Genomic DNA, 25,578 nt, shown 5'->3' on the forward strand with positions numbered 1-25,578 from the left:
GGTCGAGAGGCTCTGATCGACCGTTCTCGGGTGTACGGAGTGCTGGCCGCTGGGGGTGAGGGGGGCCAGTGTGGGGCCGACGCGTGTGAGGGGGACGGGCGGCAGGGACGCTGGAGGACCGGGGCTGGGGGTGGTGGCGGCTGCGGCTGCGCCACGTGCTGGGGGAGCCGCCGATGTGGAGGCAAGCGTGAGGAGAAACACCACCAGCAGCCGGATCTCGAAAAGTCGCACAGGAGCACACTGGTCTGGAGCGACCGGGCCCCGAGCGGCCGAGCGTCGTTCTGTGCATAAGCCTTTGGGCACGAGATTCTGAGTACAGGATTCAGTGCACGAGGTCCTGTCCATGAGGTCCTGTCCATGAGGTCCTGTCCATGAGGTCCTGTGCATGGGGTCCTGTCCATGGGGTCCTGTGCATGAGGTCCTGTCCATGAGGTCCTGTGCACGAGGTCCTGAGCACAGGGTTCAGTGCAGCAGGCCCTGTGTTCGGGCTGTGCGTATGCCTGTGCATAGCGTGGAGGGCCTCGCCAGGTTGGTGGTACGGGGTATATGTGGCGCGCTGGGAGAGGGTGCCCGGATGGTCTGCGGTGTCGGCAAGGTCATCGAGGAACTGGGTGCCGAGGTAGGCGTTGAGCTGCCTCCGGTCCACGTGACAGGGCAGGATCCGGTCCTGCCGTCCACCTTCAAGGTCGGAACGGCGGCTGCGGCTTGCGTGGGCGCGGTAGCCGCCGCCGTCGCGCTGCTGCGTGCCGGGCCGGATGGGGGCGGCGCTGAGCGTGGCGACGGAGACGAAGTCGAGGTTGCCACGGAAGTTCGCGAGTCGGCTGTCGCGTTCCGGGATGAGCGTTACTTCCGCGTCGACGGGAAGACGGCCGTCGGGTGGGCGCCGCTGTCCGGCGACTATCGCACGGCCGACGGATGGGTCCGGCTGCACTGCAACTTCGACCATCATCGGGACGCCGCGCTTCACGTCCTCGATCTCTCTTCCGGTGCCGACGAAGCCGACCTCGCCGAGGCTTGTGCCCGCCGTACAGCGCAGGACATCGAGCAGGCCGTGACGGAGGCGGGTGGATGCGCGGCCGCGATGCGAAGCCGGTCGGAATGGCAGGCCCATCCGCAGGGCCGGGCCGTCGCGGAACTGCCCCTCATCGGTCTCGACCGTCTCGGTCGTGTCGGGGCCGAGGCGGGTACGGGAGATCTTGCTCGTGCCGGGGCCGGGGTTGGCCTCGATCCACTCGGCGGTGCGGCGGCCGGGGTTGGCGCCGGTGGCCTTGTTTCCGCCGGGGCCGAGTGCGGCTCTGGTGGGCGTGACGGTGCTGCCGTTAGGGAGGGGCGGTGGCTGGAGGGGGTTCGGGTGGTGGACCTCACTCGGGTGATCGCGGGCCCGGTGGCGACCCGGACACTGGCGGCCTACGGGGCCGAGGTGCTGCGCGTTGGAGCCGCTCATCTCCCTGAGGTGCCGGGGCTGGTGATCAGTACGGCGTTCGGGAAGCGGTCCTGCGAGCTTGACCTGCGTACCGAGGCCGGGGCCGCGAGGTTCAGAGAGCTGGTGGCGGGCGCGGACGTCGTCGTCCAGTCGTACCGGCCGGGAGCGCTCGCGGCGCTGGGCTTCGGTCCAGAGGAACTGGCCGCCATCAGGCCAGGGATCATCTGCGTCGACATCTCCGCGTACGGCTCGCGCGGCCCGTGGGCGGGGCGGCGCGGGTTCGACAGCCTGGTGCAGATGGCGTGCGGTATCGCCCACGAAGGGGGAGCGGGCCAGAGGCCCGTGCCGTTGCCCGCCCAGGTCCTCGATCATGCCACCGGCTGGCTCGCCGCGCTCGGGGCGATCGCCGGGCTGCTGCGGCGGGAGGCCGAGGGGGGTTCCTGGCACGTCGAGGTGGCCCTGGCCCGCACCGCACTCTGGCTGGACGGGCTCGGCCGTGTTGGCAGTACCGGTCACTCCGAGCGAAGGTCCGGCGACGCGCTGGACAGGGAAGCCGGCCTTCTGCCGGGCGGGGGAGTCCACGATCGCCAGGTGAAGGCGGTTGCCGGTCTGATCGGGGAGGAAGTGGCTGATCTGCTGGAGGAGATGGACAGTCCGTTCGGCAGGCTGACCTACGTCAGGGCACCGGGCAGGGTCGGTGGCGTCAGGCCGTACTGGTCGTCGCCGCCGCCGCGCCGGGGAGCGCATCCGCCGGCGTGGCTCTAGACCGCGACCGCGCGCCGGACAGGGGAGAACCAGACGATCAGGATCGCGGGCAGGACGATCGCGGCGCAGGCCCACAGGGTGGGGCGCAGGCCGATGACCTCGCCGAGCACCCCGCCCACGACTCCGCCGAGTGTCATGACGCCCATGGTCGCGACCGTCATGACGGCGTTGACCCGGCCGAGCAGCTCGGGTGGGGACTCCCGCAGCTGGATGGCCCCGTAGCAGACGCTGAACATCACCGTGGCGAGGCCGCTGAGCGCGTAGGCGATCATGAGCAGCGGCACCAGTACCGAGGGCGCGCCGTGCGCCGAGGCCAGTGCCACGAATTCGAGCGGGAAGACGACGACGGCTCCCAGAAGGACGCGGTTCTCGGTGAAACGGGCAGCGAGCCGAGGCGCCACGGTCGCACCCGTGAGACCGCCGACACCGAAGGAGGCCGTCAGCAGTCCCACCACCCCGGCGGGCAGCCCGAGGATCTTCACGGCGAACAGGACGTACAAGGCCATCTGGCCGGCCGACGCGAAGTTGAGGATCACCCCGGTGCCGATCAGCGCCCGTAGGACGTGGTGGCTCATCACCGTCCGCAGGCCCTCGCGGATGTCCGTCAGAAGGCTTCCTCGCGGGACGGCGGCCTCGGCCTTCTCGGGAGACCGGATCGAACGCAGGCACACGGCGGACACGAGGAACGACGCCGCGTCGACCACCAGGGCCAGAGGGGCGCTCAGCGCTTGTACGAGGAGCCCGGCCAAACCGGGTCCGCAGACGCTCGCGGTGGAGTAGACGCTCTGGAATCCGGCGATGGCGGCCGTCCGCTGATGGTGGGCGACGACGCTGGACAGGTGGGGGAGCGAGGCCGTCCGGTAAAGGACGGAGCAGACCCCCACCGTCAGGGCGACCGTGATCAGCCACGGCACCGTCAGCAACCCGGTCAGCCAGGCGAGCGGCGCGGTCAGCACGGCGAGCGCCGAGACGGCCTCGCACCCCACCAGGACCGGACGGTGCCTGGCGAGACGGTCGACGTACGCGCCGGCGGGCAGGCCGATCAGCAGGTACGGCAGCGTCGTGGCCGCCGTGAGCAGGCCCATCTGCACGGGCGTGGCGTCCAGCAGGGCGGCGGCCGTCAGGGGGACGGCGAGGCGGGAGATCTCGGTGCCGGTCTCGGAGACCGCACGCGCGGACCACAGCAACCGGTAGTCGCGCTGCCGCCGCAGGGGGATACATTCGGCCATGAATATGAAGGTAACGCTTCACAATTATGAAAGCTACCTTTCACGCCATCCGCATTTCGGGCATCGAGCAGCTGACCGAGCTTGATCGGCGGTAGGCGAGGTGCTCGGCTGCCGGGGGTGGGGGCCGCTTGTCGATCGAGGGCCGGCTCGTCCGTGGCGGGAGCCTGGGGGAAGTGGGACTTAGGGTGGCTGGTGGGGAGGATCGGGTGGGATGACGGGTTAGCGTTCGTCTTATGAGTCAGCAGAATCAGCTGGTCGAGGACCCGCGTGCCATGCGGGCGCTGGCGCATCCGGCCAGGCTGGCCATCCTCAAGCGGTTACAGCTGGAGGGCCCCGCGACGGCGACCGAGTGCGCCGAGATCGTCGGGCTCTCTCCGAGCGCGTGCAGCTACCACCTGCGCATGCTCGCCAAGTACGGGTTCGTGGAGGACGCGCCGCCACGCGGGGACGGCAGGGAACGGATGTGGCGGGCGCCGCACCGGGGGTTCACCGTCGCAGAGCCCGACGAGCTCACCCCGGAGCTTGCCGAGGCCAAGAACGTGCTCACCAGGACGGTCGTGGGCGGGCTGACGGACGACCTGCTGCGCTACCTCGCGGGCAGCGTGCGCGAGTCCAGGGAATGGCGGCAGGCCGCGACACTCAACCACATGCTCCTGCGGGCGAACGCCGACGAGCTGGCGGACCTGGGCCGGCAGGTGACCGAGATCCTGCTGCCGTACCTGGCCAAGTCGCGATCGTCGGAGGAGGCGCCACCGGACGCCCGCCTCGTCCAAGGGATCATCCAGCTCTTCCCCCGCCACCCGGGTTAGTCTCCGGCGAGCACGCGCGGCCGCCGGGGCCCAGGTCGATCTCCAGCCGGCCCTGAGGCCGCTGGGATTCGGTTCGTCTCCGGCTACCGGGGCCGATCGCGTCCGGGGCGGGGTGGCGGGGGTGTGGTCACGGGAAGGAAGCTTGCCCGGTGGGCTGGGCGTTGCCGGGTTCCGGGTACACTTTTTGGTGGCCCGTCAGACGGGCCGACTTCGCACGCCCACAGGCGAATCGTCCTCTCGGTCCGGGTCCTGATCCGGATGGGACGACTCAGGGCGTCAGGGCGGAAGCCGCAGGCTCCCGCATACAACCGAGGCATGCGCCTTCACGGCGCTCTACCCAGGAGGACCATACTCATGGCCCCCGTCGTCACCATGCGACAGATGCTGGAAAGCGGTGTTCACTTCGGGCACCAGACCCGTCGCTGGAACCCGAAGATGAAGCGCTTCATCCTCACCGAGCGCAACGGCATCTACATCATCGACCTGCAGAAGTCGCTGGCGTTCATCGACCGCGCCTACGACTTCATCAAGGAGACCGTCGCCCACGGCGGCACCATCCTGTTCATCGGCACCAAGAAGCAGGCCCAGGAGGCCATCGCCGAGCAGGCCGCGCGGGTCGGCATGCCGTACGTCAACCAGCGCTGGCTGGGTGGCATGCTCACCAACTTCTCCACCGTGCACAAGAGGCTTCAGCGCCTGAAGGAGCTCGAGGAGCTCGACTTCGACAACGTGGCAGGCTCCGGGCTCACCAAGAAGGAGCTCCTGATGCGCCGCCGCGAGAAGGACAAGCTCGAGCGCACCCTCGGCGGCATCCGTGACATGGCCCGCGTTCCCAGCGCGGTCTGGATCGTGGACACCAAGAAGGAGCACATCGGGATCAGCGAGGCCCGCAAGCTCAACATCCCGGTCGTCGCGATCCTCGACACCAACTGCGACCCCGACGAGGTCGACTACCCGATTCCGGGCAACGACGACGCCATCCGCGCCGTCAGCCTGCTCACCCGGGTGGTCGCCGACGCGGTCGCCGACGGCCTGATGTCCCGCGCCGGTGCGAACCGCGGCGACGACAAGCCGTCCGGTGCCGCCGTCGCCGAGCCGCTGGCCGAGTGGGAGCGCGAGCTGCTCGCCCGTGACGAGGAAGCCGCCCCCGCCGAGGCCGCTGTCGCCGCTGAGGCTCCCGCCGCCGAGGAGGCCCCCGCGGAGGAGGCCGCCCCCGCCGCCGAGGCCGCCGAGGCTCCTGAGGCCGCCGCCCCCGAGGCCGAGGCCGCCGAGGGCACCGAGCAGCAGGCCTGAGACCCGCGCCAGACCGTACGGGCACCATTCGTACGGCAAGCAAGGCTCTTCCGGGTGGGTGCGCCAGTCAGGGCGCACCCACCCGATCCACGACGACTCGACGAGGAAAAGACAATGGCTTCCGTGAACATGGCCGACGTCAAGCGGCTTCGTGAGGCGACCGCCGCCGGCATGATGGACTGCAAGAAGGCGCTTGAGCAGTCCGAGGGTGACTTCGACAAGGCCGTCGACATCCTGCGCGTCAAGGGCGCCAAGGACGTCGGCAAGCGCGAGGCGCGCACCGCCTCCAACGGCCTGATCGCCGTCAAGCACGAGGGCGAGGCGCTCGGCGCCCTGCTCGAGCTCAACTGCGAGACCGACTTCGTCGCGAAGGGTGAGCGCTTCCAGGAGCTGGCCGCCCGGGTCGTCGACCACGTCCTCGCGGCCCGGCCGTCCGACGTGCCGAGCCTGCTCGAGTCCGACCTCGACGGCAAGACCGTCAAGGAGCACCTCGACGAGGCCAACGCCGCGCTCGGCGAGAAGATCGAGGTCCGCCGTTTCGTCGTGCTCGAGGGTGGCTTCGTCGCCTCCTACATGCACAAGACCGACCCGCAGCTTCCCCCGACCGTCGGCGTGCTGGTCCAGCTCGACACCCCGAACCCCGAGGTCGCGAAGGACATCGCCCAGCACACCGCCGCGATGGCCCCGAAGTACCTCAGCCCCAACTCCGTCCCGGCCGACGTGGTCGAGAAGGAGCGCACGGTCTTCGAGCAGATGACCCGCGAGGAGGGCAAGCCGGAGGCCGCGATCGGCAAGATCGTCGATGGCCGCATCAACGGCTGGTACAAGGACTTCACCCTTCTTGAGCAGTCCTTCGTCAAGGACCCCAAGAAGACGATCGCCAAGGTCGCGTCCGAGGCGGGCGTCAAGGTCCTGGGCTTCGCCCGCTACAAGGTCGGTCAGGCATAGGCTTAGCCCCAAAGAGGGATCTGACCAGCTTCGTAAACATCGCCGAGGAGGCCGCCGTCGTGCAGGAGAACCAACAACCCGCTGCGTCGGCGGCTTCGTCGTACAACTGGCCGCTCCGGTGGAAGCGCGTCATGTTGAAGCTGTCCGGCGAGGCGTTCGCGGGCGCCGAGCCGCTGGGCATCGACCCCGTGGTGGTCGCCAAGCTCGCCGACTCGGTCGCCGAGGCCGTGCGTGAGGGAGTCCAGGTCGCGGTCGTCGTGGGCGGCGGCAACATGTTCCGCGGCGCCGCGCTCTCCGAGCGCGGCATGGACCGCGCCCGGGCCGACTACATGGGCATGCTCGGCACCGTCATCAACTGTCTCGCACTCCAGGACTTCCTGGAGAAGCGCGGCATCGAGACGCGCGTGCAGACGTCCATCACGATGCAGCAGGTCGCCGAGCCGTTCCTGCCCCGGCGGGCCATCCGCCATCTGGAGAAGGGCCGCGTGGTCATCTTCGGCGCCGGGCTCGGCTCGCCGTTCTTCTCCACCGACACCTGCGCCGCCCAGCGCGCTCTGGAGATCGGCGCGGAGGCGCTGCTCAAGGGCACCCAGGTCGACGGGGTCTATGACTCAGACCCCCGCAAGAACCCCGATGCCGTACGCTTCGACCAACTTGACTACAGCGAGGTCCTCACGCGGGGCCTCGGGGTCATGGACGCCACGGCGATCAGTCTGTGCATGGACAACGGCCTGCCCATCGTCGTCTTCGACCTGATGGGCGAGGGGAACATTCTGCGGGCGGTCCGCGGTGAAAAGATCGGCACGCTGGTGAGTCCGGCAGGGAAATAGGGAGCCGCTGTGATCGAGGAAACCCTCTTCGAAGCCGAGGAGAAGATGGACAAGGCGGTCGGAGTCGCCAAGGAGGACTTCGCGGCGATCCGCACCGGCAGGGTCAGTCCCTCCATGTTCAACAAGATCAATGTCGACTACTACGGGTCGCCGACACCGGTGCAGCAGCTTGCCTCGTTCCATGTTCCCGAGGCCCGCATGGTCATCCTCCAGCCCTACGACAAGGGCTCGATGACCGCCATCGAGAAGGCGATCCGTGACAGCGACCTCGGGGTGAACCCCGGCAACGACGGCGCGGTGATCCGCGTGGTGTTCCCCGAGCTGTCGGAGGAGCGCCGCAGGGAGTACATCAAGGTCGCGAGGAACAAGGCCGAGAGCAGCAAGGTCTCGGTGCGCAACATCCGCCGCCATGCCAAGGAGACCCTTGACAAGATGATCAAGGATGGCGAAGCCGGTGAGGACGAGGTCCGCCGGGCCGAGAAGGAGCTCGACGACCTCACCCAGAAGCACGTCGCCAAGATCGACGAGCTGCTGAAGCACAAGGAATCCGAGCTGCTCGAAGTCTGAGCGTGGTAGCAGTCGCAGGTCAGGTCGAGGCGCTTCCACTCCGGTGTTAGCCGCGGGTGGGAGCGCCTTCGCCGCGTTCGGGCCCACCGCGCTCCCTCCCCGCCGCCCGGCGGTACTGGCAGAGTGGGCCGCCGAGCGTGGTTGACGGGTACGAGAGTGAGATCACTGTGGAAGGTACGGCGGCGGACGGAACCGGGCCGGGCCGAGGCCATTGGTCTGACGAGCGTCCGCCCGAGGTTCCCGGCGGCCGTCCCGGAGGCGCCGGCGGGGGCCTTCCGCCTGCCGCCGGCCCCCAGGGTTCCGAAGATCCTCCCGACCCCGCGGGCTCACCGGGCGATCTTCCGGGGGCCGCCGCCAGGCCGGGCCGCATCCGTACGGGCCGCAACCTCCCCGCGGCGATCGGCGTGGGCGTCGCCCTCGGCGCCGCCGTCATCGGGTCGCTCTACACCGTCAAGGCCCTGTTCCTCCTGGTGCTCGTGGCGGCGGTCGGCATCGGCATCGTCGAGATGGTCCGCGCGTTCGCCGTCCGTGACATGCACGTGCCGGTGCGGCTGGTGCTGGCGGGCTTCGTCGCCATGGTCGCCGGCGCTTACTGGGGCGGCCCGATCTGGCTGCTGGGCGCCTTCACGCTCACCGTGCTCACTCTGCTCAGCTGGAGGATGTTCCAGGGCCAGGAGGGGTACGTCCGTGACGCCGCCGCGAGCGTCCTGACATCGGTGTATCCCGCGTTGATCGCCGGGTTCGTCCCGCTGATGCTGTCCAAGTCCGACGGGGCCGACCGGGTGGTCATCTTCATCGCCGTCACCGTGTGCAGCGACATCGGCGGTTACTTCGCGGGCATCCTGTTCGGCAGGCACAAGATGTCGGTCATCAGTCCCAAGAAGACCTGGGAGGGGTTCGCCGGGTCGGTGCTGGCCTGCGTCGTCTGCGGCGCGCTGCTCGTGCGGTTCCTGCTGGAGGGCCAGTTCTGGCAGGGCGCCGTGGTGGGCGCGGTGGTGGCCGTGTGCGCCACCCTCGGTGACCTGGTCGAGTCGGTCATCAAGCGCGATCTCGGCATCAAGGACATGGGCAACCTGCTCCCGGGCCACGGCGGTCTGATGGACCGCCTCGACTCCCTGCTGGCCACTCTGGTGCCGGTCTGGCTGCTCCTGGCGGTCTTCGTACCGATGTGAGCCTTATCAGGGGATGCGCCCGGAGAGCGAAAGCGCCTGGTGGCCTTGCTCGGCGGCGATCTGGAGCTCCTGGTCGGTGACGGGCACCAGCCAGAGCCAGCGGACCTCGTCGCCCCCCAAGGCGAAGCCGGACAGGTCGGGTAAGCCCGGCACTGTGTCGAGCATCAGCACCCCGTGGTAGCCCGGGCCCAGCGGGAAGGACGCCGGCTCGCGGTACCACCGGGCGGTGTGGCCGTGCCCCAGCCAGGTGACCGAGTGCCAGGGGTAGCGTGCCAGCCAGAGGAACAGCTGTGCCGCCTCCGTCGCCTCCCCGCGCGTGGCGATCGCGAGCTCTATGCGGGCGTAGGTGTCCGGCCGTTCGATGTACTGCTCCACCGTGGGCATGCGCTGGCAGCTCATGCCGACCGTCGAGAGCATCGTGTAGCCGTTCCGCGGGCGTTCGGTGATGCCCACGGTCGGCAGCCGGTCGCCGCCGATGTCCCAGTACCTCGCGGCCGGGCCGACCCTGGCGTCCAGGTGGCTCATCACGAACTGCTGGAACGACGGCCAGGCGCCGTCGCCGTCCCGCCATTCCCAGTAGGAGCGGGCCTTGGCGATCCTCGGCGCGAGCCCTTCGAGCGCCTCCTGCAGGGACCAGGCGAACGGGGACTCCCCGACGGCGTCTCTGGCGTAGCCGGGCATCCCGCGCTCAAGATCGGACCAGCCGGGAATGACCGCCAGGAGCTCGCCGTTGCGGTACAGGGCGGCTCCGTCGCCCTCCTCGAACCACAGCACCTCCAGCTCGCCGGCCGTGAACGGCGGCGTGCCCTCGGGGGAGCGGGTGTTCGCGACGGGCATCACGGGAGCCTGGCCGGTGCCGACCCGGCCCAGATCGACGGAAGAGGGCGCCTGCACATGGTTGGCCAGCCACACGGCCCCGTGGATCCCGCCTTCGGCATCCCGCAGGTAAGCTACCGAAGACACCCCGTCGTATTCGACGGTCACCGCGCGACTGCCGTAGGGGCTGGTGTCGGTGAGAACGACATCGGTGGTGCCCAACGCTCATCCGCCTTTCCGGTGGACGTCTCCCCGTTCGGCCGAGGATCGCAATAGATCACACGGAATGGCTGTCCAGTGCAGCTTCCGGCAAACCGTTAAGAGAAGGACATGTCCGCCGAGCTAACTTTTGTCGCCCCCCGACGGGCAAAGCCATCGCGTCACCTGGCCGACCTGTCGATGGCGGAGCGCCGTACGGCCGTCGCCGAGCTGGGCGAGAAGCCCTTCCGCGCCGACCAGCTGTCCCGGCACTACTTCGAGCGGCTGACCACCGAGCCCGAGCACATGACCGATCTTCCGGCCGCGTCGCGCGACCAGCTGGTGACACAGCTGATGCCCAGTCTGCTGACCTCGGTCCGCGAGATCACCTGCGACGAAGGCACCACCCGTAAGACCCTGTGGCGGCTCTTCGACGGCGCGCTGGTCGAGTCGGTGCTGATGCGCTACCCCGACCGCGTGACCATGTGCGTGTCCTCCCAGGCCGGCTGCGGTATGAACTGCCCCTTCTGCGCCACCGGACAGGCCGGGCTGACCCGCAACATGTCGACGGCCGAGATCGTCGAGCAGGTCGTGGCGGGCGCCCGCGCGCTGGCCCGTGACGAGGTGCCCGGCGGCCCCGGCCGGGTGAGCAACATCGTCTTCATGGGCATGGGCGAGCCGCTGGCCAACTACAAGGCCGTGATCGGCGCCGTCCGCCGCATCGTCGACCCCGCTCCCGAGGGGCTGGGCATCTCCGCCAGAGGCGTCACGGTCTCCACGGTCGGCCTGGTGCCGGCGATCGAGAAGCTCTCCAACGAAGGTCTGCCGGTGACGCTGGCCGTCTCCCTGCACGCCCCCGACGACGAGCTGCGCGACACGCTGGTGCCCGTCAACACCCGCTGGAAGGTCGGCGAGGTGCTGGACGCGGCCTGGAGCTACTCGGCCAAGACCAAGCGGCGCGTCTCGATCGAGTACGCCCTGATCAAGGACATCAACGACCAGGAGTGGCGGGCCGACCTGCTGGGCCGGCTGATCAAGGGCAAGCTGGTGCACGTCAACCTGATCCCGCTCAACCCGACCCCCGGCTCCAAGTGGACGGCCTCCCGGCCCGAGGACGAGCGTGCCTTCGTCCGCCGCCTGGAGTCCCACGGCGTGGCCGTCACCGTACGCGACACCCGAGGCCGTGAGATCGACGGCGCCTGCGGCCAGCTCGCCGCCGCCCCCGAGGCATAGCCGGCCGGACGCCGCCGCCACGACTTCCGTACCGGCGGTGTTCGCGTTGAGCGACGGTCGCGGATGTGATCGGGAGACGGCCTCAGATGTAACGGAACGCGTTCGCGATCAACGCCAGCAGGGCCAGGGTCCCGGCGCCGATCACGACCATGCGCCGTAATGCCGCCCACGCCGCGGACTTCGCGTCCGGGATCTTCGCCGTCGCCTCCGCGGCGGTCTTCACCGCCTTCCCCCACCCCGCCCACGTGTCCACCGTCCGCTGAAAGCGCCGCCCCACGACGAACAGAACCGTCGCGATGACAACAATGACCAGAACCCGGCCGTCCGAGCTCTCCATGGGCATACTCCTGCCGACGGAACAGGTTTTCGGCTCTCGAACTTATGCCAAGCTCCTGGCGGCAACGGCGGGAAGCCACTTCCTGTGACCCCGGCTTATCCGTGGACGAAGTCCAGATATTGGTGGCATGCCCGAATCAGCCGAAATGTCGGCTGGACGCCGGCGCTCGCGTGGCCGGTCGGCGGCCTGGAACGGGTCGTGGCGCGGGCGGATGGAATGGTAAGACTGATGCCGACCGTGAGACCGATGGGCAGGAGCGCATGCCGGCTGTGCAGGATCAGGAGAAGGCGGCCGGAAAGGCCGTGGACATCTACACCGACGGCGCTTGCAGCGGCAATCCCGGTCCGGGTGGATGGGGCGCGGTGCTGCGTTATGGCCGCTCGGAGAAAGAGATCTATGGCGGCGAGGCCCAGACGACCAACAATCGTATGGAGTTGATGGCCGCCATCATGGCGCTCGAGAGCCTCACGCGGCCGGTCACCGTACGCCTGCACACCGACAGTCAGTACGTCCGCAACGGCATCACCAAATGGGTGCACGGCTGGAAGCGCAACGGCTGGATGACCGCGGGCAAGCAGCCGGTCAAGAACGTGGACCTGTGGCAGCGGCTGGACACGGCCACCGTGGGTCACGACGTGGAGTGGATCTGGGTCAAGGGCCACGCCGGGCACCCCGAGAACGAGCGCGCCGACGCCCTCGCCCGGCGCGGCGCCGAAAGCTTGCGAGGTGAGTAGCCCGTACAGGGGTGACAGGACCGGCTATGGCCGCGTGCGGCGGAGCCGGATGTAGGCGAAGAGGGCGAGGGCGCACCAGAAGACGGTCACGGTCGCGAGGCCCGGAAGTGACCGGCTCAGGAAGGCGTCCTGTCCGGCCGCGCGCATCCAGCTGATGATCGGGACTGTGAGCCAGGTGACGGGCGCGAGGCTGAGCAGCAGGACGGCGACGTAGCCGCCGAGCATCGTCAGCGCCGAGGTCGCCGCGTCCGGCAGGATGGGGCGGCTGGCGAGCGCACCCAGGGCGATGCCGGTGAGCACCGAGAGCACGTGCAGAGCCAGACCGCCGAGCAGCACCGCAGTCCCGGGCAGCGCGCGAAAGCCGATGGCCAGCGGCAGCACGAGGGCGAGGACGGCCAGGCCCGCGCTGACGAGCGCGGAGGCGGCGAGCCCGGCCGCCACTTCGCGGCCGGGCCGCCCCGCCGCAGTGACCGAGATCAGCCGCTGCACGTCGGGCTCGGTGTCGAGCAGCCCTCTGGTCGCCCACGCGAAGACGGGGACGAGCAGCGCCGCCGAGTCGCCGTATGAGGGAAGCTCCTGGCCCAGGGCCACGCGGGAGGAGTACAGGATGATCATGACGGCCAGCAGCCCGACGAACGGCTGGACGACGCGGTGGGACCTCAGGTACGCCGAGATCTTGAACCGTGTGAGCAACGCCGTGGGCCTCATCGCGCCTCTCCTCGGATCCTGGCCTCGTAACCGTCGGCCTGGAGCTTCCGCGCGACCGCCTCGGCGTCACCGGCGTCCACCAGCACCTCGATGATCGATCGTGCCGGGCCGTCACCGGGGGACCCGTCCCGCGCCATGTCCTGTACCTCCGCCGGGGCCACCGCGCGGACCATGCCGTTCTCGACTCTCAGGTGGGTGACGCCGGGGCGCCCCGTGAGGCCGTTCTGGTGGTCGCTGACCACGACGATGCCTCCGGCGGCCGCCACCTCGTCGATGACGCGGGGAAGCTCGGCGCGGGTCTGCTCGTCCAGCCCGGAGAACGGCTCGTCGAGGATCAGCAGGCCCGGTGGGACGAGCAGGGCCTGCGCCAGCCCGACCTTGTGGGCGCTGCCCTTGGACAGGTCGCCGAGCGGCACGTCGAGGAGCGTGGCCATGCCCAGGCGCTCGACCCACGGATCCATGGACGTCGCCGCGACCCCTCGGACGGCGGCCATGTGCGCGAGGTACGCGGTGACCGTGAACGGCTGCTGCACCGGGAAGATCTCGGGCGCGTACCCGACGACCGGGGGACGGCCGGAGACCGAACCTCGGCTCGGACGCGCGGTGCCGGCCAGCAGCCTGAGCAACGTGGACTTGCCCGCGCCATTGCGCCCCGTCACCTCGGCGACCGTGCCCGCGGGCAGGTCGAGGTCCACTTCGTGCAGGACCCAGGGGGCGCGGCGGGCGTAGCGATAGGAGAGGTTCGCGAGCCGCATAGGTTCGGCAGCCTACCGGCCAATCGCTAACTTTCTGGATTTCCCCATGTCATCCCCGCAGAATGGTAAAGAAGAGAAATAAATGCGGGGGTGTGAACCGGGAGGACAAGGCGTGAACCGCTTTCCACGAGTGCTGGGGGTGCGGACCGGATATGACCCCGACCAGGTCGACGCGCTGATCGTGCGCATCGAGGCGACACTGGGGCGAGGGTTGCTGGAGGGCGCCCCGGTCACGGCCGACGAGATCCGCATGGCGCGCTTCGACACGAAGCTGGGCGGCTACAACGAGCTGGCGGTGGACTACGCGCTGGACGCCTTCGTGGTCGCGGTGGAGACCCGGGGCACGCCCTCCCCCGAGTTCCCCCAGGCCGCGCCGGTGATGGAGCGCTCCGGCGACGCGCCCGGGATCTCCGCGGAGCGGTTCAGCGTTGCCGCGGGGCACTCGGCGGAGCCGGTGGACGCCCCGGGGGAGTGGGTGGCGGGCAGGCGGCGGGACGCCTGGAGCGAGCCCGCGAGGGACGGATTCCACCAGGCGCACCAGGACTCCGCGGCGGAGCCGGTGGAGGAGGACGACGAGGCGCCCACCCTGCCGGGGCTCGGTGAGACGCCGAAGTCGCCGGAGGCCCCGAACGGGCAGCAGCCGGTCGCCGAGGCCCTGATGGCGGCCTGGCTGGAGACGCAGGCGGTGCGGGTCGAGCGTGTACTGTTCCGCCCCGGGCGGCTCGGGGCCGGCTACAACGAGGACGAGGTCGACGTGTTCCTCGACCGGATCGTCGCCACCCTGCGCGGGACGACCGACCACCCGCTCACCGCCGAGCAGGTCAGGAAGGCGACCTTCTCGACGGTGGTCTTCAAGACGGGCTACGCCGTGGCCCAGGTGGACGCCTTCCTCGCGGAGATCGCCGACGTCCTGGACCGCAGAGGCGCCCTGGTCGGAGGGCAGGAGCAGCCCGTCTGACGTGGCGACCGCTCTAGTACGGCGAGAAGCGGAACGGCGCCGTCCATGGCGAGGTGCGGACGCCCGGGCGCCGCGCAGGGCGGCCGGTCAGCGGGTGCCCCACGAGTAGGTCTGCTTGCGCAGCTTGAGGTAGACGAACGTCTCGGTCGCCCGGACGGTCGGGATGGCCCGGATCTTGCCGAGGATCTCCAGGAGGTGGTTGTCGCCCTCGCAGACGACCTCCACCATGATGTCGAGCGACCCCGCGGTCAGGACGACGTAGTCGATCTCGTCGATGGAGGCCAGCTTGTCGGCGACGGTCTCGAGGTCGCCCTCGCACTTGATGCCGATCATCGCCTGCCGGGGGAAGCCCAGGGTGAGCGGGTCGGTGACGGCGACGATCTGCATCACGCCGGCGTCGAGCAGGCGCTGCACGCGCTGGCGCACCGCCGCCTCCGACAGTCCCACGGCTTTACCTATGGCGGCGTACGGCTTGCGCCCGTCCGCCTGCAGCTCCTCGATGATCTGCTTGGAGATCTCGTCCAGAACCACCGGACCCGGCCTGGCGTCGTGGTTGTTGTCCCGTCGGGCCTTCGGCGGCGTCGTCATCTCCGTGCGTCCTCCCTAACACCCTGCCGGCCCCGGCGGGAGCACCCCCTCCGGACCGGCGGACCAGGCACTCCGTCGCCTACCGCAAACTGATTACGGGGCCGTTCCCGCCGTGTTGCCGTCCTGGTGCGACATGTTGTCAGTTCATCGTGCCCTGTCAAGCGATTTCGTAGCAATTTGATATATTCGCGACGAAATCCCTTGTCGTTCCGTCTGACCTCTGTCAGAGTCGCGACAACTCAGCCACCTCACGAGGAGGTCAACGTTGACCACCCGTCTGCAGAACTTCATCAACGGTGAACTCGCGGACGCCAAGAGCGGCCAGTTCTCCGATGTGATCGATCCGAGCACCGGGGAGGTCTATCTCCAGGCGCCGGTCTCCGGCCAGGAGGACGTCGACGCAGCCTACGCCGCGGCGGTCGCCGCGTTCGAGTCGTGGGGGCAGACGACGCCGGGCGAGCGTGCCGGTTACCTGTTGAAGATCGCTGATGCCATCGAAGCACGCGGCGAGGAGCTTGTCGAGGCGGAGTGCCTCAACACGGGCAAGCCCCGCGCGCGCATGGCAGAGGACGAGATCCCGCCCGCGGCCGACCACTTCCGCTTCTTCGCGGGCGCCGCGCGCACGCTGGAGGGGCCGACCTCCGGTGAGTTCCTCGCCGACCACACCTCGGTGATCCGCCACGAGCCGATCGGCGTCGTGGGCCAGGTCACGCCGTGGAACTACCCGATGATGATGGCCGTCTGGAAGATCGCCCCGGCGCTGGCCGCGGGCAACACGGTCGTGCTCAAGCCGTCGGACACCACCCCGGTCTCCACGGTCAAGCTGGCCGAGATCATGGGTGAGATCCTCCCGGCGGGCGTGTTCAACGTCGTCGTCGGCGACCGCGAGACCGGCGCCAGGGTCGTCGGCCACCCGGCCGCGTCGATGGTCGCGATCACCGGCTCGGTGGGCGCGGGCGTGCAGGTCGCGAAGTCCGCGGCCGAGGACCTCAAGCGGGTCCACCTGGAGCTCGGCGGCAAGGCGCCGGTCGTCGTGTTCGACGACGTCAAGGACATCGGCGCCGTCGCCGAGGCGATCGCGGGGGCCGGCCTCTACAACGCCGGGCAGGACTGCACCGCCGCCTGCCGCGTCCTCGTGCACGAGAGCATCCACGAGCCCTTCGTGGCGGCGCTGGCGGCGGCGGCCGCGGCCACCAAGACCGGCGGCCTGGACACCGAGGACGCCTACTACGGCCCGCTCAACAACGAGAACCAGCTCGCCCGCGTCGAGGGCTTCCTCGAAAGGGTGCCCGGCCACGCGAAGGTCGTCACCGGCGGCAAGCGCATCGGCGAGAAGGGCTACCTGTTCGAGCCGACCATCGTGGACGGCCTCCAGCAGGACGACGAGATGATCCAGACCGAGGTGTTCGGCCCGGTCATCACGGTCCAGACCTTCTCCGGCGAGGCCGAGGCCGTCACCAAGGCCAACGACGTCAAGTACGGCCTGTCCGCCTCGGTGTGGACCTCCGACCACGGGCGTGCGATGCGCATGTCCAGGCGGCTCGACTTCGGCGTGGTGTGGGTGAACACCCACATCCCGTTCGTCTCCGAGATGCCGCACGGCGGGTTCAAGCACTCGGGCTACGGAAAGGACCTGTCGGTCTTCGGCCTGCATGACTACACCCGGGTCAAGCACGTCATGCACTACATCGGTGAATGATCATCGCGGCAGCACACATGCACTACAACGGCGCACGGCTGCCGACATAGAAGAGGGATAGCCTGGAATGACCGAAATCCAGGCGGGCAAGGAGGCGGCCTCCGCGGCCGCCTCCGACATCTCCCCGGTGCCCGCCATCGAACTCGACGGAGTCGTCAAGGAATACCAAGCGCATGGTGAGGTCGTGCAGGCGGTCAAGGGCGTCAGCCTGTCGATCGCCGAGGGCGAATTCTTCTCCATGCTGGGCCCGTCAGGCTGCGGCAAGACCACCACCATGCGGATGATCGCCGGGTTCGAGGACCCCTCGCGGGGCACCGTACGGCTGCAAGGGCAGGACGTCACCGACGTACCGCCGAACAAGCGCGACGTGAACATGGTCTTCCAGTCCTACGCGCTCTTCCCGCACATGAACGTCTGGGAGAACGTGGCGTTCGGCCTCCGGCGCAGGCGCGTACCCGACCAGGAGATCAAGCGGCGGGTGGGCGAGATGCTGGAGATCGTCGATCTCGTCGGCCGTGAGAAGCGGCGCCCGCGTGAGATGTCGGGCGGCCAGCAGCAGCGGGTCGCGCTCGCGCGAGCCCTGGTCAACAACCCCCGGGCGCTGCTCCTGGACGAGCCGCTCGGCGCGCTCGACCTCAAGCTCCGCCAGGCGATGCAGATCGAGCTCAAGCGGATCCAGCGCGAGGTCGGCATCACGTTCGTCTACGTCACTCACGACCAGAACGAGGCGCTCACCATGAGCGACCGCATCGCCGTCATGAACGACGGCCTGGTCGAGCAGCTCGCCGGGCCGAGGGAGATCTACGAGCGTCCCGCGACCAAGTTCGTGGCGGGGTTCATCGGCACCTCCAACCTGCTGAGCGGCACGGCCGAGGCGGTCAGCGGCGGCACGGCCACGATCAGGGTCGGCGACCGCGACCGGGTGCTCGTACCGGTGGCGGACGGCACGCGGGAGGGCGGCGCGGTCGAGGTGACCGTGCGGCCGGAGAAGATCCGGATCTCGCACGACGAGCCCGGCGCGGACCTCAGCGCGGTACGCGGCACCGTGGCGGAGGTCGTCTACCTGGGCACCTACAACAGCTACGCCGTGAACCTCGCGGGTGGTGCCGAGTTCACGGTCTTCGAGCAGAACGCCAGGGACAGCAGTATCACGGCGGAGCGCGGTGACTCCGTCTGGCTGTCGTGGCAGCCGCAGCACTCGTACGCGATTGGAAGTTGAAAGTCCCCATGAACGACCCATCGCGTGATCCCGCGTTCCTGCGTGGGCTGACGCAGAGCCGTCACCGCGACGGCTCGCGTCTCACCCGGCGAGAAGCACTGCGAATGGCCGGCGTGTCCGCCGCCGCCCTCGCGCTCACGGCCTGCAGCATTCCCGGCCGGAAGGTCGCCGCGCCCAAGCAGGACGCCGTGGCGAGCTACTGGGCGGACAAGAAGAAGAACGGCTTGGTGCGCTTCGCCAACTGGCCCCTGTACATCGACAAGGAGGGCAAGCGGTATCCCACTCTGGAGGCGTTCACCAAGGACACCGGCATCCAGGTGACCTACCAGGAGGCCATCCAGGACAACTCCACCTGGTTCGGCAAGATCCAGCCGCAGCTCGCCGCCGGGCAGGACATCGGCTTCGACCTGATGGTCATGACCAACGGCCTGCAGCTCGGCAAGGCCATGGATCTCGGTTACCTGGTCCCGCTCGACCACGCCAAGCTGCCGAACTTCGCGGCCAACGCGGGGGCGAGGTTCAAGAACCCGAGCTACGACCCGGGCAACACCTACACCGTTCCGTGGCAGTCGGGCCTGACGGGCATCGCGTACAACCCGAAGTACGTCGACGGCGAGATCACCAGCATCCAGGAGCTCTGGAACCCGAAGTACAAGGGCAAGGTCGGCATGTTCGTCGACACGCAGGAGGTCGCGAACTTCGGGATGTTCGCGCTCGGCATCGACCCGGACAAGTCGGTCCAGGCCGACTGGGAGAAGGCCGGGAAGAAGCTCCAGGAGCAGCGCGATGCCGGACTTGTCCGGAAATACTATGAACAGGATTGGGTCGACGCGCTGGCCCGCGGGGATATCTGGGTGACCATGGCGTGGTCGGGCGACATCTACCAGCAGAACCTCGAAGGCCAGAACCTGAGGTTCGTCGTCCCCCAAGAGGGCGGCAACATCTGGACCGACAACATGTGCATCCCGAAGACCGCCCAGAACCCGGTCGACGCGCTGGCGATAATGGACTACGTCTACCAGCCCAAGGTCGCGGTCGCGCTGGCGGAGTACATCACCTACATCACCCCGGTTCCCTCTACGCAGGACCTCGTGAGGGCGAAGGCGGCCTCCGCCAAGGGCGACGACAAGAAGTCGCTCGAAGTCATGGCCGAGAGCCCGTTGATCTACCCCTCGGAGTCCGACCTGGCCAGGGTCCGGTCGTACAAGAGCCTCACCGACGCCGAGGAAAAGGTCTTCCAAGGCATCTTCCAGCCGATCACCCAGGGCTAGGACCCATGAGACGCAAGATCGCTCCCTACCTGCTCGTCCTTCCGGGCGGACTGTGGCTGGTCATCTTCCTGGTGGTGCCGCTGGTCTTCATGGCCTCGGTCTCCACGATGGAGGGCGACGTCGTCAACGGTTTCCTGCAGACCTTCCACTTCGCCAACTTCAGCAACGCCCTAGTGGAGTACAAGACACAGTTCGTGCGCTCGGTGGCCTACGGGGCCGCCGGGACGATCCTCGCGATCGTGATCGCGTACCCCATGGCGTACTGGATCGCCTTCAAGGGTGGCGCCCGCAAGTCGACGTACTTGCTGCTGGTGTTGCTGCCGTTCTTCGTGTCGTTCGTGCTCCGCACCGTGTCGTGGAAGTTCCTGCTCGCCGACGACGGCATCCTGCTGGAGCCGCTCAAGAACATCGGCCTGCTGCCCCAGGACTTCCATGTGCTGGCGACGACCGCGGCCGTCATCGGCGGCCTGACCTACAACTACCTGCCCTTCATGGTGCTGCCGATCTACGTGGCCCTGGAGCGGGTCGACCCGCGGATCGTGGAGGCGTCGCAGGACCTCTACTCCACGTGGCGCACGTCGTTCACCAAGATCGTGCTCCCGCTTTCCCTCCCGGGCGTGTTCGCCGGCGTCCTGATGACGTTCGTCCCGATGACCTCGGACTACGTCAACGCGTCCATCCTCGGCGGGCCGGCCAACACGATGATCGGCAACGTCATCCAAACGCAGTACCTGGTGAACAACGACTATCCGGTCGGTGCGGCGCTGTCGTTCACGCTGATGGCGGCGATGCTCGTCGGCATCTTCGTCTACGCCAAGGCACTCGGCACCGAGAACGTCCTGGAGGCGGCGGCGCGATGAGCGGTCCAGTCAGCCCAGCGCTCCCTACGCAGGCCATGAACGGCATGCCGGAGCCCTCGATCGGGGTACGGCGCCGCCGGCGCCCCCGGTGGGGCGACCGCCTGCTCTTCGGCTACACGTGGCTCATCCTCCTGTGGTTGTTCGCCCCGATCGCGGTGATGATCGCTTTCGGCTTCAACGACACCAAGAGCAAGTCCAACGTCAGCTGGCAGGGCTTCACCTTCAAGTGGTGGGGGCGGCTCGGGGACTACCCCGACCTCACCACAGCCGTGGTGAACTCCCTGAGTATCGCCCTGGTCGCAACCCTGATCACCACCGTGCTCGGCACGCTGCTCGGCATCGCCCTCGGCCGGTACCGCTTCCGCGGTCAGGGCCCGACCAACCTGGTCATGTTCGCCGCGATCTCCTCGCCCGAGCTGGTCATGGGGGCCTCGCTGCTGTCGCTGTTCGTCGCCCTCGGCGTGCAGACCGGGTACATGACGATCGTGCTCGCGCACGTGCTGTTCTCGGTGTCGTTCGTCGCGGTGACCGTACGGGCGCGCGTGGTGGGCCTGGACGGGTCGATCGAGGAGGCGGCACGCGACCTCGGCGCCTCGACGTGGATCACGTTCTGGCGGGTCACGTTCCCGATGATCCTGCCGGGCGTGGTCTCCGGCGCGCTCCTCGCCTTCGCGCTGTCGATCGACGACTTCGTCATCACCCAGTTCACCAGCGGAGCGACCATCACGTTCCCGCTGTGGATCTACGGAGCCGTCCGCATCGGCGTGCCTCCGCAGGTCAACATCCTCGGCACGCTGATCTTCGCGGTCGGCGTGGCGATCGCCGTGGTCAACACGGTGACCTCCCGGCGCCGGAGCTGACGCGCGGGAGACGACCCCCCGGTACGGGACACCGGTCCCGCCGGGCAGGCAAGATCGACGTGGTTCGTTAGGACGTGGAATCGTGGATCCGCTGAAAGCACTGGCTGACGCGGAGCGTAAGCCGTACTGGTTGGACAGTCCGGACAAACCCGAGCCGTTGCGGCGGCTCTTCGAGGACACGGCCGCCGACCTGGCAGTGGTCGGCGGCGGGTTCTCCGGCCTGTGGACCGCCCTCATGGCCAAGGAACGCGACCCCTCGCTCGACGTCGTCCTGCTCGAAGGCAGGCGCGTCGGCTGGGCCGCCTCGGGGCGCAACGGCGGCTTCTGCGTCGCCAGCCTCACCCACGGGCTGGGCAACGGCCTCGCCCGCTGGCCACAGGAGATCTCCACGCTCGTACGGCTGGGCAGGGAGAACCTCGACGAGATCGAGCGGACCGTCGCCAGGTACGGCATCGACTGCTCCTTCGAGCGGACCGGCGAGCTGCACGTGGCCACCGAGCCGTGGCAGCTCGACGGCCTGGCCGAGGACACCGGCATCGCCCGGGAGCTGGGCATGGACGTCAGGCTCCTCGACGCCGACCAGGTGCGGGCCGAGGTGAGCTCCCCGACCTACGTGGGCGGGCAGTGGGACCGCGACGGCTGCGCGATGGTCGACCCGGCGCGGCTCGCGTGGGGCCTGCGGGAGGCGTGCCTGTCGCTGGGCGTGCGCATCTACGAGCACAGCCCGGTGCGCTCGCTCAAGGACGACGGCGTCGCCATCGAGCTCATGACCCCGCACGGCAGGGTGCGCGCGGCCAAGGTGGCCCTCGGGACGGGCGTGTTCCCCCCGCTGCTCGGACGGCTGAGGAACTTCCTGGTGCCGGTGTACGACTACGCGCTGATGACCGAGCCGCTCACCCCGTCCCAGCTCGAGTCGGTCGGCTGGCACAACCGGCAGGGCATCGGCGACGGCGCGAACCAGTTCCACTACTACCGGCTCACCGGGGAGAACCGCATCCTGTGGGGCGGGTACGACGCCGTGTACTACAACGGCGGCATGGTCAGGCAGGAGTACGAGCAGCGCGACGCGACCTTCGCGACTCTGGCCGGCCACTTCGCCACGACGTTCCCGCAGCTGGCCGATCTGAGGTTCACCCATCGCTGGGGCGGGGTGATCGACACGTGCAGCCGCTTCAGCGCGTTCTTCGGGAAGGCCCACCGGGGACGGCTCGCGTACGCCGTCGGGTACACCGGGCTCGGCGTCGGGGCCACGCGGTTCGGCGCCAACGTGATGCTGGACCTGCTGTCGGGGGAACAGACCGAGCGCACCGAGCTGCGGATGGTGCGCGAGAAGCCCGTGCCGTTCCCGCCCGAGCCGATCAGGTCGGGGGTCATCCAGCTCACCCGGTGGTCGATCGCCCGGGCGGACGCCCACCAGGGCCGCCGCAACCTCTGGCTCCGCACCCTCGACAGGCTCGGGCTGGGCTTCGACTCCTGAGGGCATGGCCTTCGCGACGCGCTGAGCGCTTCCCGGGGGACGCGTCCGGACCATAGGCCGGACGCGTCCCCCGAGGTGCTCAGGCGCTCATCTCGCGCTTGTCGTCACCGTGCCTTCCGTCACCCCGCGTGGCCCAGCGGAGTCACCTTGGCGGTCGCTTGTGAGGTCGCGTTCCCCGTGTCGTAGGCGGTGCCCGACACCGTCACCCGGACCGAGAGGCGCGCCCCCCGGTCCAGCCCCTTGATGTGGTAGGTGTTCGCCGTCGCCCCCCTGATCGGGACGCCGTCGCGCAGCCACTGGTAGGCCACCGTCTCCGGTGAGGGTGCCCATGTCCCGGCTGACGCCTTCAGCCACCGGCCGATCTTGGCGACGCCGGTCACGGCCGGTGCCTCGACGGACGTGAACGTCCCGCGGGCGACCGGTCCTGCGGGTTCGGACCGCGCCGACGCGTCGGCGAAGTAAGGGTCGTCCACGGTGACCTCGACGGTCACGCTCTTGCCCAGGTCGGCCGGACGCGGCCGGTACGTCGTTCCGGTAGCGCCGCCGACGGCCACGCCGTCGACGTACCACTGGTAGCCGAAGCCCGCCACCTGCCGCGACCACGAGCCGCTCGACGCGGTGAGGTCCTCTCCGACCTTGGCGTTCCCGCTGATGGCCGGGAGCGCGGTGTTGGTCACCGCCGGCTTCCGCGGGTCGTGCCGGTCCACCTCGGCCGCGCGGACGAACACCTGGCGGTGCGCGTACCACAGCTGGTAGTACCCGTCCTGGCCGATGACGTCGGTGCGGTCACCGGAAGCCGACCCGTCGAAGCTGACCGCGCGGTAGTAGTCGGTGACCACGGCGTCGTCGCTGACGGCGTAGGTCTGCCCGGCCGGGATCTTGTACTCCAGCGCCGAGAGCGACTGCACGGGGACGCCGGTGCCCGCGTACGCGGACGCCTCGGGGTACGCACGGCCGTATATGTTGGCCGGTGTCGTCGCGGACTTCACCGTGACCGTCTTGGCCGTGGTGCGGACCACGACGGGCGCGCCGGCTGGGTTGTGCAGCCAGGCGAGGGAGCCCGCCCACCACACGCCCAGCCAGTCGCCCTGGACCTGTGCGACGACGAGCTTGTGACCGGAATTGACGCGCGCGCTGATGTCGCTCGCGTAGGTCGTGCCGTCGGCGCCGTTCGGCTTCCACCCCGGGTCCTTGGCGAGCGGCGCGCTCTCGGACGGCGACTGGTAGAGCGGAACGAAGTTCGTCCCCGCCCCCGGGACGCAGTCGGGCGAGCCCGGTGACGCCTGCGTGCACCCCGTGACGGTCTGCGCGTTGTCACGGTAGCCGGTCCGCACCTCCACGACGTCGCCGGCCGCCACATCGGCCGTGGTCCGCTGCGTGCCGCCGATCGGGGCGCCGAGGAGTTCGAAGTAGTGGTCCCAGTCCCAGTACGGCCCCGGGTCCCAGTGCACGCTCTTGGTGTTCCCGAGGAGAGTGCCGGGCACCTGGTCATGTCCGATGATGTGGGCCCGGTCGAGCGGGATGCCGTACTTCTCGGCGAGGTGCTTCACGAGCGCCGCCGAGGTCTGGTACATCGACTCGGTGTACCAGCCGGCGGTCCCGGCGAAGCCCTCGTGCTCGATGCCGATCGCGTGCATGTTCACGTACCAGTTCCCGGCGTGCCACCCCACGTCCTTGGCGTCGAGGTGCTGGGCGATGTGCCCGTCGGAGGAGCGGATCGTGTAGTTCCACGCGAGGTAGGTGGGGTCCTGGACCAGCCTCACGGAGGACGCGTAACCGCCCTCGGTGTCGTGGATGACGATGTACTGGAGCTTCGGCCCGCCCGGTCCGGCCCGGTCGGCGATGTCGTGGTTGCCGTAGTTCCCGGTGTTGTCCGGATCGGCGAGGTTCGCCTTCGCGTACGGCGCCTCGAGCCACTCGCAGCCGAGGTCCGCCGGGCAGTCGGTGCCGTGGGCGGCGGCCGGCTGCTCGCTCGGCACCGTGACCGAGGGGTCGGCGCTCAGCGTCACCCGCTGGCCGTCGCCGGTGACGCGGCTCTCGCCCTTCTTCAGCGTCCGGTACACCTGCTCGACGAAGTTGTTCTTGTCGCCGAAGCGCGCCACCGCGCTCCGCCAGCCGGACAGCCCGCCGCCCCCCTTGTGGTAGGACGCCAGCAGCGCCGCGCCGCCGCAGACGTTGGCGTTCGGGTCCTCCTTGAGGGCGGCCACCGAGAGGCCGGTCAGTCCGGCCGCCGTCTCGATCTGGCTCCGGGTGCCGGTCGTGCGGCCCTTACCGGAACCGTCCCAGGCTTCGGGTGTCTCGGCGCTCAGATCGAACACGCCGTAGCCGCCGCCACCGCTGGGCCGGCCGTGGTGGTCGTCCCAGCGGGACTCCATGTACGACACCGCCTTCAGCAGGGCTTCTGGCACGCCCGTGGCCTTGGACGCTTCGGAGAACGCCGCCTCGCGCGTCGATGTGGAGAGCGTGGCCGCGCAGGACACAGGGGTGTCGGCCGACTGCTGGAGCGTGGCGCCCGCCGCGAGGGCGGCGGGTGCGACGGACAGCAGAAGCGCCGCGGACACACCCGATACGGTCGCGCGCCGTAGTGAAGATATCACCGATGTGACTCCTTCTCGAGTGCCTGAGTGGGGGCTCAGGCCGGAGTAATCACACCTCCGCATCGAGGTCCGGCGCCAGGGCAGGGTGTAAAGAATTTATTAAGATCCGGGCGAGCGTGAAAGAAAGTTACATGGCGCGAGAGTCTGTCCGCAGACGGTGATGTGCCCGCCCCGGGCGTTCGCGCATGCGGGGGAAATCACAAACCGAAGAGTTCCATCGTGACGTGCATTT

At 69.1% G+C, this 25,578-nt stretch carries 23 protein-coding genes; 16 read left to right on the forward strand and 7 right to left on the reverse strand.

What is annotated here, in order from left to right; all coding sequences use genetic code 11:
• Window positions 1-574 precede the first annotated feature (574 nt).
• Window positions 575-2,188, forward strand: a complete 1,614-nt coding sequence (locus tag ACOZ38_RS09375; protein ID WP_424529700.1) for a CoA transferase — start codon at window positions 575-577, stop codon at window positions 2,186-2,188.
• Here the strand turns inward: ACOZ38_RS09375 and ACOZ38_RS09380 are convergent.
• Window positions 2,185-3,417: an MFS transporter gene (locus ACOZ38_RS09380; protein ID WP_424529701.1), complete on the reverse strand. Its 1,233-nt coding sequence runs from the start codon at window positions 3,415-3,417 to the stop codon at window positions 2,185-2,187. The two genes, ACOZ38_RS09375 and ACOZ38_RS09380, sit on opposite strands and share 4 nt — an antisense overlap.
• 233 nt (window positions 3,418-3,650) lie before the next feature.
• On the opposite strand from ACOZ38_RS09380, the gene ACOZ38_RS09385 reads away from it, so the two are divergent.
• From ACOZ38_RS09385 to ACOZ38_RS09410, 6 genes are all read left to right on the forward strand, one after another.
• Window positions 3,651-4,226: an ArsR/SmtB family transcription factor gene (locus ACOZ38_RS09385; protein ID WP_405145432.1), complete on the forward strand. Its 576-nt coding sequence runs from the start codon at window positions 3,651-3,653 to the stop codon at window positions 4,224-4,226.
• Between the two features lie 354 nt (window positions 4,227-4,580).
• On the forward strand, window positions 4,581-5,519 hold the full coding sequence (gene rpsB / locus ACOZ38_RS09390; protein WP_424529703.1) for a 30S ribosomal protein S2: 939 nt from the start codon (window positions 4,581-4,583) through the stop codon (window positions 5,517-5,519).
• A 114-nt stretch (window positions 5,520-5,633) separates the two neighbouring features.
• A complete protein-coding gene (gene tsf / locus ACOZ38_RS09395) occupies window positions 5,634-6,467 on the forward strand; it encodes a translation elongation factor Ts (RefSeq protein ID WP_424529705.1) in 834 nt (277 codons plus the stop codon).
• A gap of 131 nt (window positions 6,468-6,598) precedes the next feature.
• Window positions 6,599-7,297 (forward strand): UMP kinase, encoded by a 699-nt coding sequence (gene pyrH, locus ACOZ38_RS09400; protein ID WP_358547549.1) that lies wholly within the window; start codon window positions 6,599-6,601, stop codon window positions 7,295-7,297.
• A 9-nt stretch (window positions 7,298-7,306) separates the two neighbouring features.
• A complete protein-coding gene (gene frr, locus ACOZ38_RS09405; protein WP_405145438.1) occupies window positions 7,307-7,864 on the forward strand; it encodes a ribosome recycling factor in 558 nt (185 codons plus the stop codon).
• A 137-nt stretch (window positions 7,865-8,001) separates the two neighbouring features.
• The gene (locus ACOZ38_RS09410; protein ID WP_424529707.1) at window positions 8,002-9,036 is read left to right on the forward strand and encodes a phosphatidate cytidylyltransferase; all 1,035 of its coding nucleotides are present in this window, start codon (window positions 8,002-8,004) and stop codon (window positions 9,034-9,036) included.
• A gap of 6 nt (window positions 9,037-9,042) precedes the next feature.
• Here the strand turns inward: ACOZ38_RS09410 and ACOZ38_RS09415 are convergent, their stop codons facing one another.
• Window positions 9,043-10,074 carry a suppressor of fused domain protein gene (locus ACOZ38_RS09415; protein ID WP_424529709.1) on the reverse strand — a complete coding sequence of 344 codons (1,032 nt, stop codon included), beginning with the start codon at window positions 10,072-10,074 and terminating at the stop codon, window positions 9,043-9,045.
• A gap of 108 nt (window positions 10,075-10,182) precedes the next feature.
• Here ACOZ38_RS09415 and rlmN point away from each other — a divergent pair, with 108 nt between their 5' ends.
• On the forward strand, window positions 10,183-11,283 hold the full coding sequence (gene rlmN, locus ACOZ38_RS09420; protein WP_424529711.1) for a 23S rRNA (adenine(2503)-C(2))-methyltransferase RlmN: 1,101 nt from the start codon (window positions 10,183-10,185) through the stop codon (window positions 11,281-11,283).
• A gap of 82 nt (window positions 11,284-11,365) precedes the next feature.
• Here rlmN and ACOZ38_RS09425 read toward each other — a convergent pair whose 3' ends face one another.
• A complete protein-coding gene (locus ACOZ38_RS09425; RefSeq protein WP_424529713.1) occupies window positions 11,366-11,620 on the reverse strand; it encodes a hypothetical protein in 255 nt (84 codons plus the stop codon).
• A gap of 260 nt (window positions 11,621-11,880) precedes the next feature.
• Between ACOZ38_RS09425 and rnhA the strand changes: the two genes are divergently transcribed.
• Window positions 11,881-12,354 carry a ribonuclease HI gene (rnhA, locus tag ACOZ38_RS09430; RefSeq protein WP_424529714.1) on the forward strand — a complete coding sequence of 158 codons (474 nt, stop codon included), beginning with the start codon at window positions 11,881-11,883 and terminating at the stop codon, window positions 12,352-12,354.
• A 24-nt stretch (window positions 12,355-12,378) separates the two neighbouring features.
• Here rnhA and ACOZ38_RS09435 read toward each other — a convergent pair whose 3' ends face one another.
• Entirely contained in the window at window positions 12,379-13,062 is a 684-nt protein-coding gene (locus tag ACOZ38_RS09435; RefSeq protein WP_424529716.1) for a hypothetical protein, read from the reverse strand.
• A complete protein-coding gene (locus ACOZ38_RS09440) occupies window positions 13,059-13,817 on the reverse strand; it encodes an ABC transporter ATP-binding protein (protein ID WP_424529717.1) in 759 nt (252 codons plus the stop codon). Before ACOZ38_RS09440 ends, ACOZ38_RS09435 begins: the two co-directional genes overlap by 4 nt.
• A 112-nt stretch (window positions 13,818-13,929) precedes the next feature.
• Between ACOZ38_RS09440 and ACOZ38_RS09445 the strand changes: the two genes are divergently transcribed.
• Window positions 13,930-14,775, forward strand: coding sequence for a DivIVA domain-containing protein (locus ACOZ38_RS09445; RefSeq protein WP_424529719.1), 846 nt, complete (start codon window positions 13,930-13,932; stop codon window positions 14,773-14,775).
• Window positions 14,776-14,862: 87 nt separating this feature from the next.
• On the opposite strand, the gene ACOZ38_RS09450 is transcribed toward ACOZ38_RS09445, so the two are convergent.
• Entirely contained in the window at window positions 14,863-15,363 is a 501-nt protein-coding gene (locus ACOZ38_RS09450) for an Lrp/AsnC family transcriptional regulator (protein ID WP_405145455.1), read from the reverse strand.
• Window positions 15,364-15,628: 265 nt separating this feature from the next.
• On the opposite strand from ACOZ38_RS09450, the gene ACOZ38_RS09455 reads away from it, so the two are divergent.
• From ACOZ38_RS09455 to ACOZ38_RS09480, 6 genes are all read left to right on the forward strand, one after another.
• Window positions 15,629-17,062, forward strand: coding sequence for an aminobutyraldehyde dehydrogenase (locus ACOZ38_RS09455; RefSeq protein WP_424529720.1), 1,434 nt, complete (start codon window positions 15,629-15,631; stop codon window positions 17,060-17,062).
• 67 nt (window positions 17,063-17,129) lie between these two features.
• Window positions 17,130-18,281: an ABC transporter ATP-binding protein gene (locus ACOZ38_RS09460; RefSeq protein WP_424529721.1), complete on the forward strand. Its 1,152-nt coding sequence runs from the start codon at window positions 17,130-17,132 to the stop codon at window positions 18,279-18,281.
• 8 nt (window positions 18,282-18,289) lie between these two features.
• Window positions 18,290-19,552: an ABC transporter substrate-binding protein gene (locus ACOZ38_RS09465; RefSeq protein WP_424529723.1), complete on the forward strand. Its 1,263-nt coding sequence runs from the start codon at window positions 18,290-18,292 to the stop codon at window positions 19,550-19,552.
• A gap of 5 nt (window positions 19,553-19,557) precedes the next feature.
• Window positions 19,558-20,412, forward strand: a complete 855-nt coding sequence (locus tag ACOZ38_RS09470; RefSeq protein WP_424529724.1) for an ABC transporter permease — start codon at window positions 19,558-19,560, stop codon at window positions 20,410-20,412.
• 44 nt (window positions 20,413-20,456) lie between these two features.
• Window positions 20,457-21,272 carry an ABC transporter permease gene (locus ACOZ38_RS09475; RefSeq protein WP_424536976.1) on the forward strand — a complete coding sequence of 272 codons (816 nt, stop codon included), beginning with the start codon at window positions 20,457-20,459 and terminating at the stop codon, window positions 21,270-21,272.
• An 82-nt stretch (window positions 21,273-21,354) separates the two neighbouring features.
• On the forward strand, window positions 21,355-22,749 hold the full coding sequence (locus ACOZ38_RS09480; protein WP_424529725.1) for an NAD(P)/FAD-dependent oxidoreductase: 1,395 nt from the start codon (window positions 21,355-21,357) through the stop codon (window positions 22,747-22,749).
• Between the two features lie 119 nt (window positions 22,750-22,868).
• Here the strand turns inward: ACOZ38_RS09480 and ACOZ38_RS09485 are convergent, their stop codons facing one another.
• Complete coding sequence (locus tag ACOZ38_RS09485; RefSeq protein WP_424529726.1) at window positions 22,869-25,310, reverse strand: N-acetylmuramoyl-L-alanine amidase; 2,442 nt, start codon at window positions 25,308-25,310, stop codon at window positions 22,869-22,871.
• Window positions 25,311-25,578: the final 268 nt, after the last annotated feature.

This window comes from Sphaerisporangium viridialbum, from assembly GCF_049674955.1.
Classification (GTDB): Bacteria; Actinomycetota; Actinomycetes; order Streptosporangiales; family Streptosporangiaceae; genus Sphaerisporangium; species Sphaerisporangium viridialbum.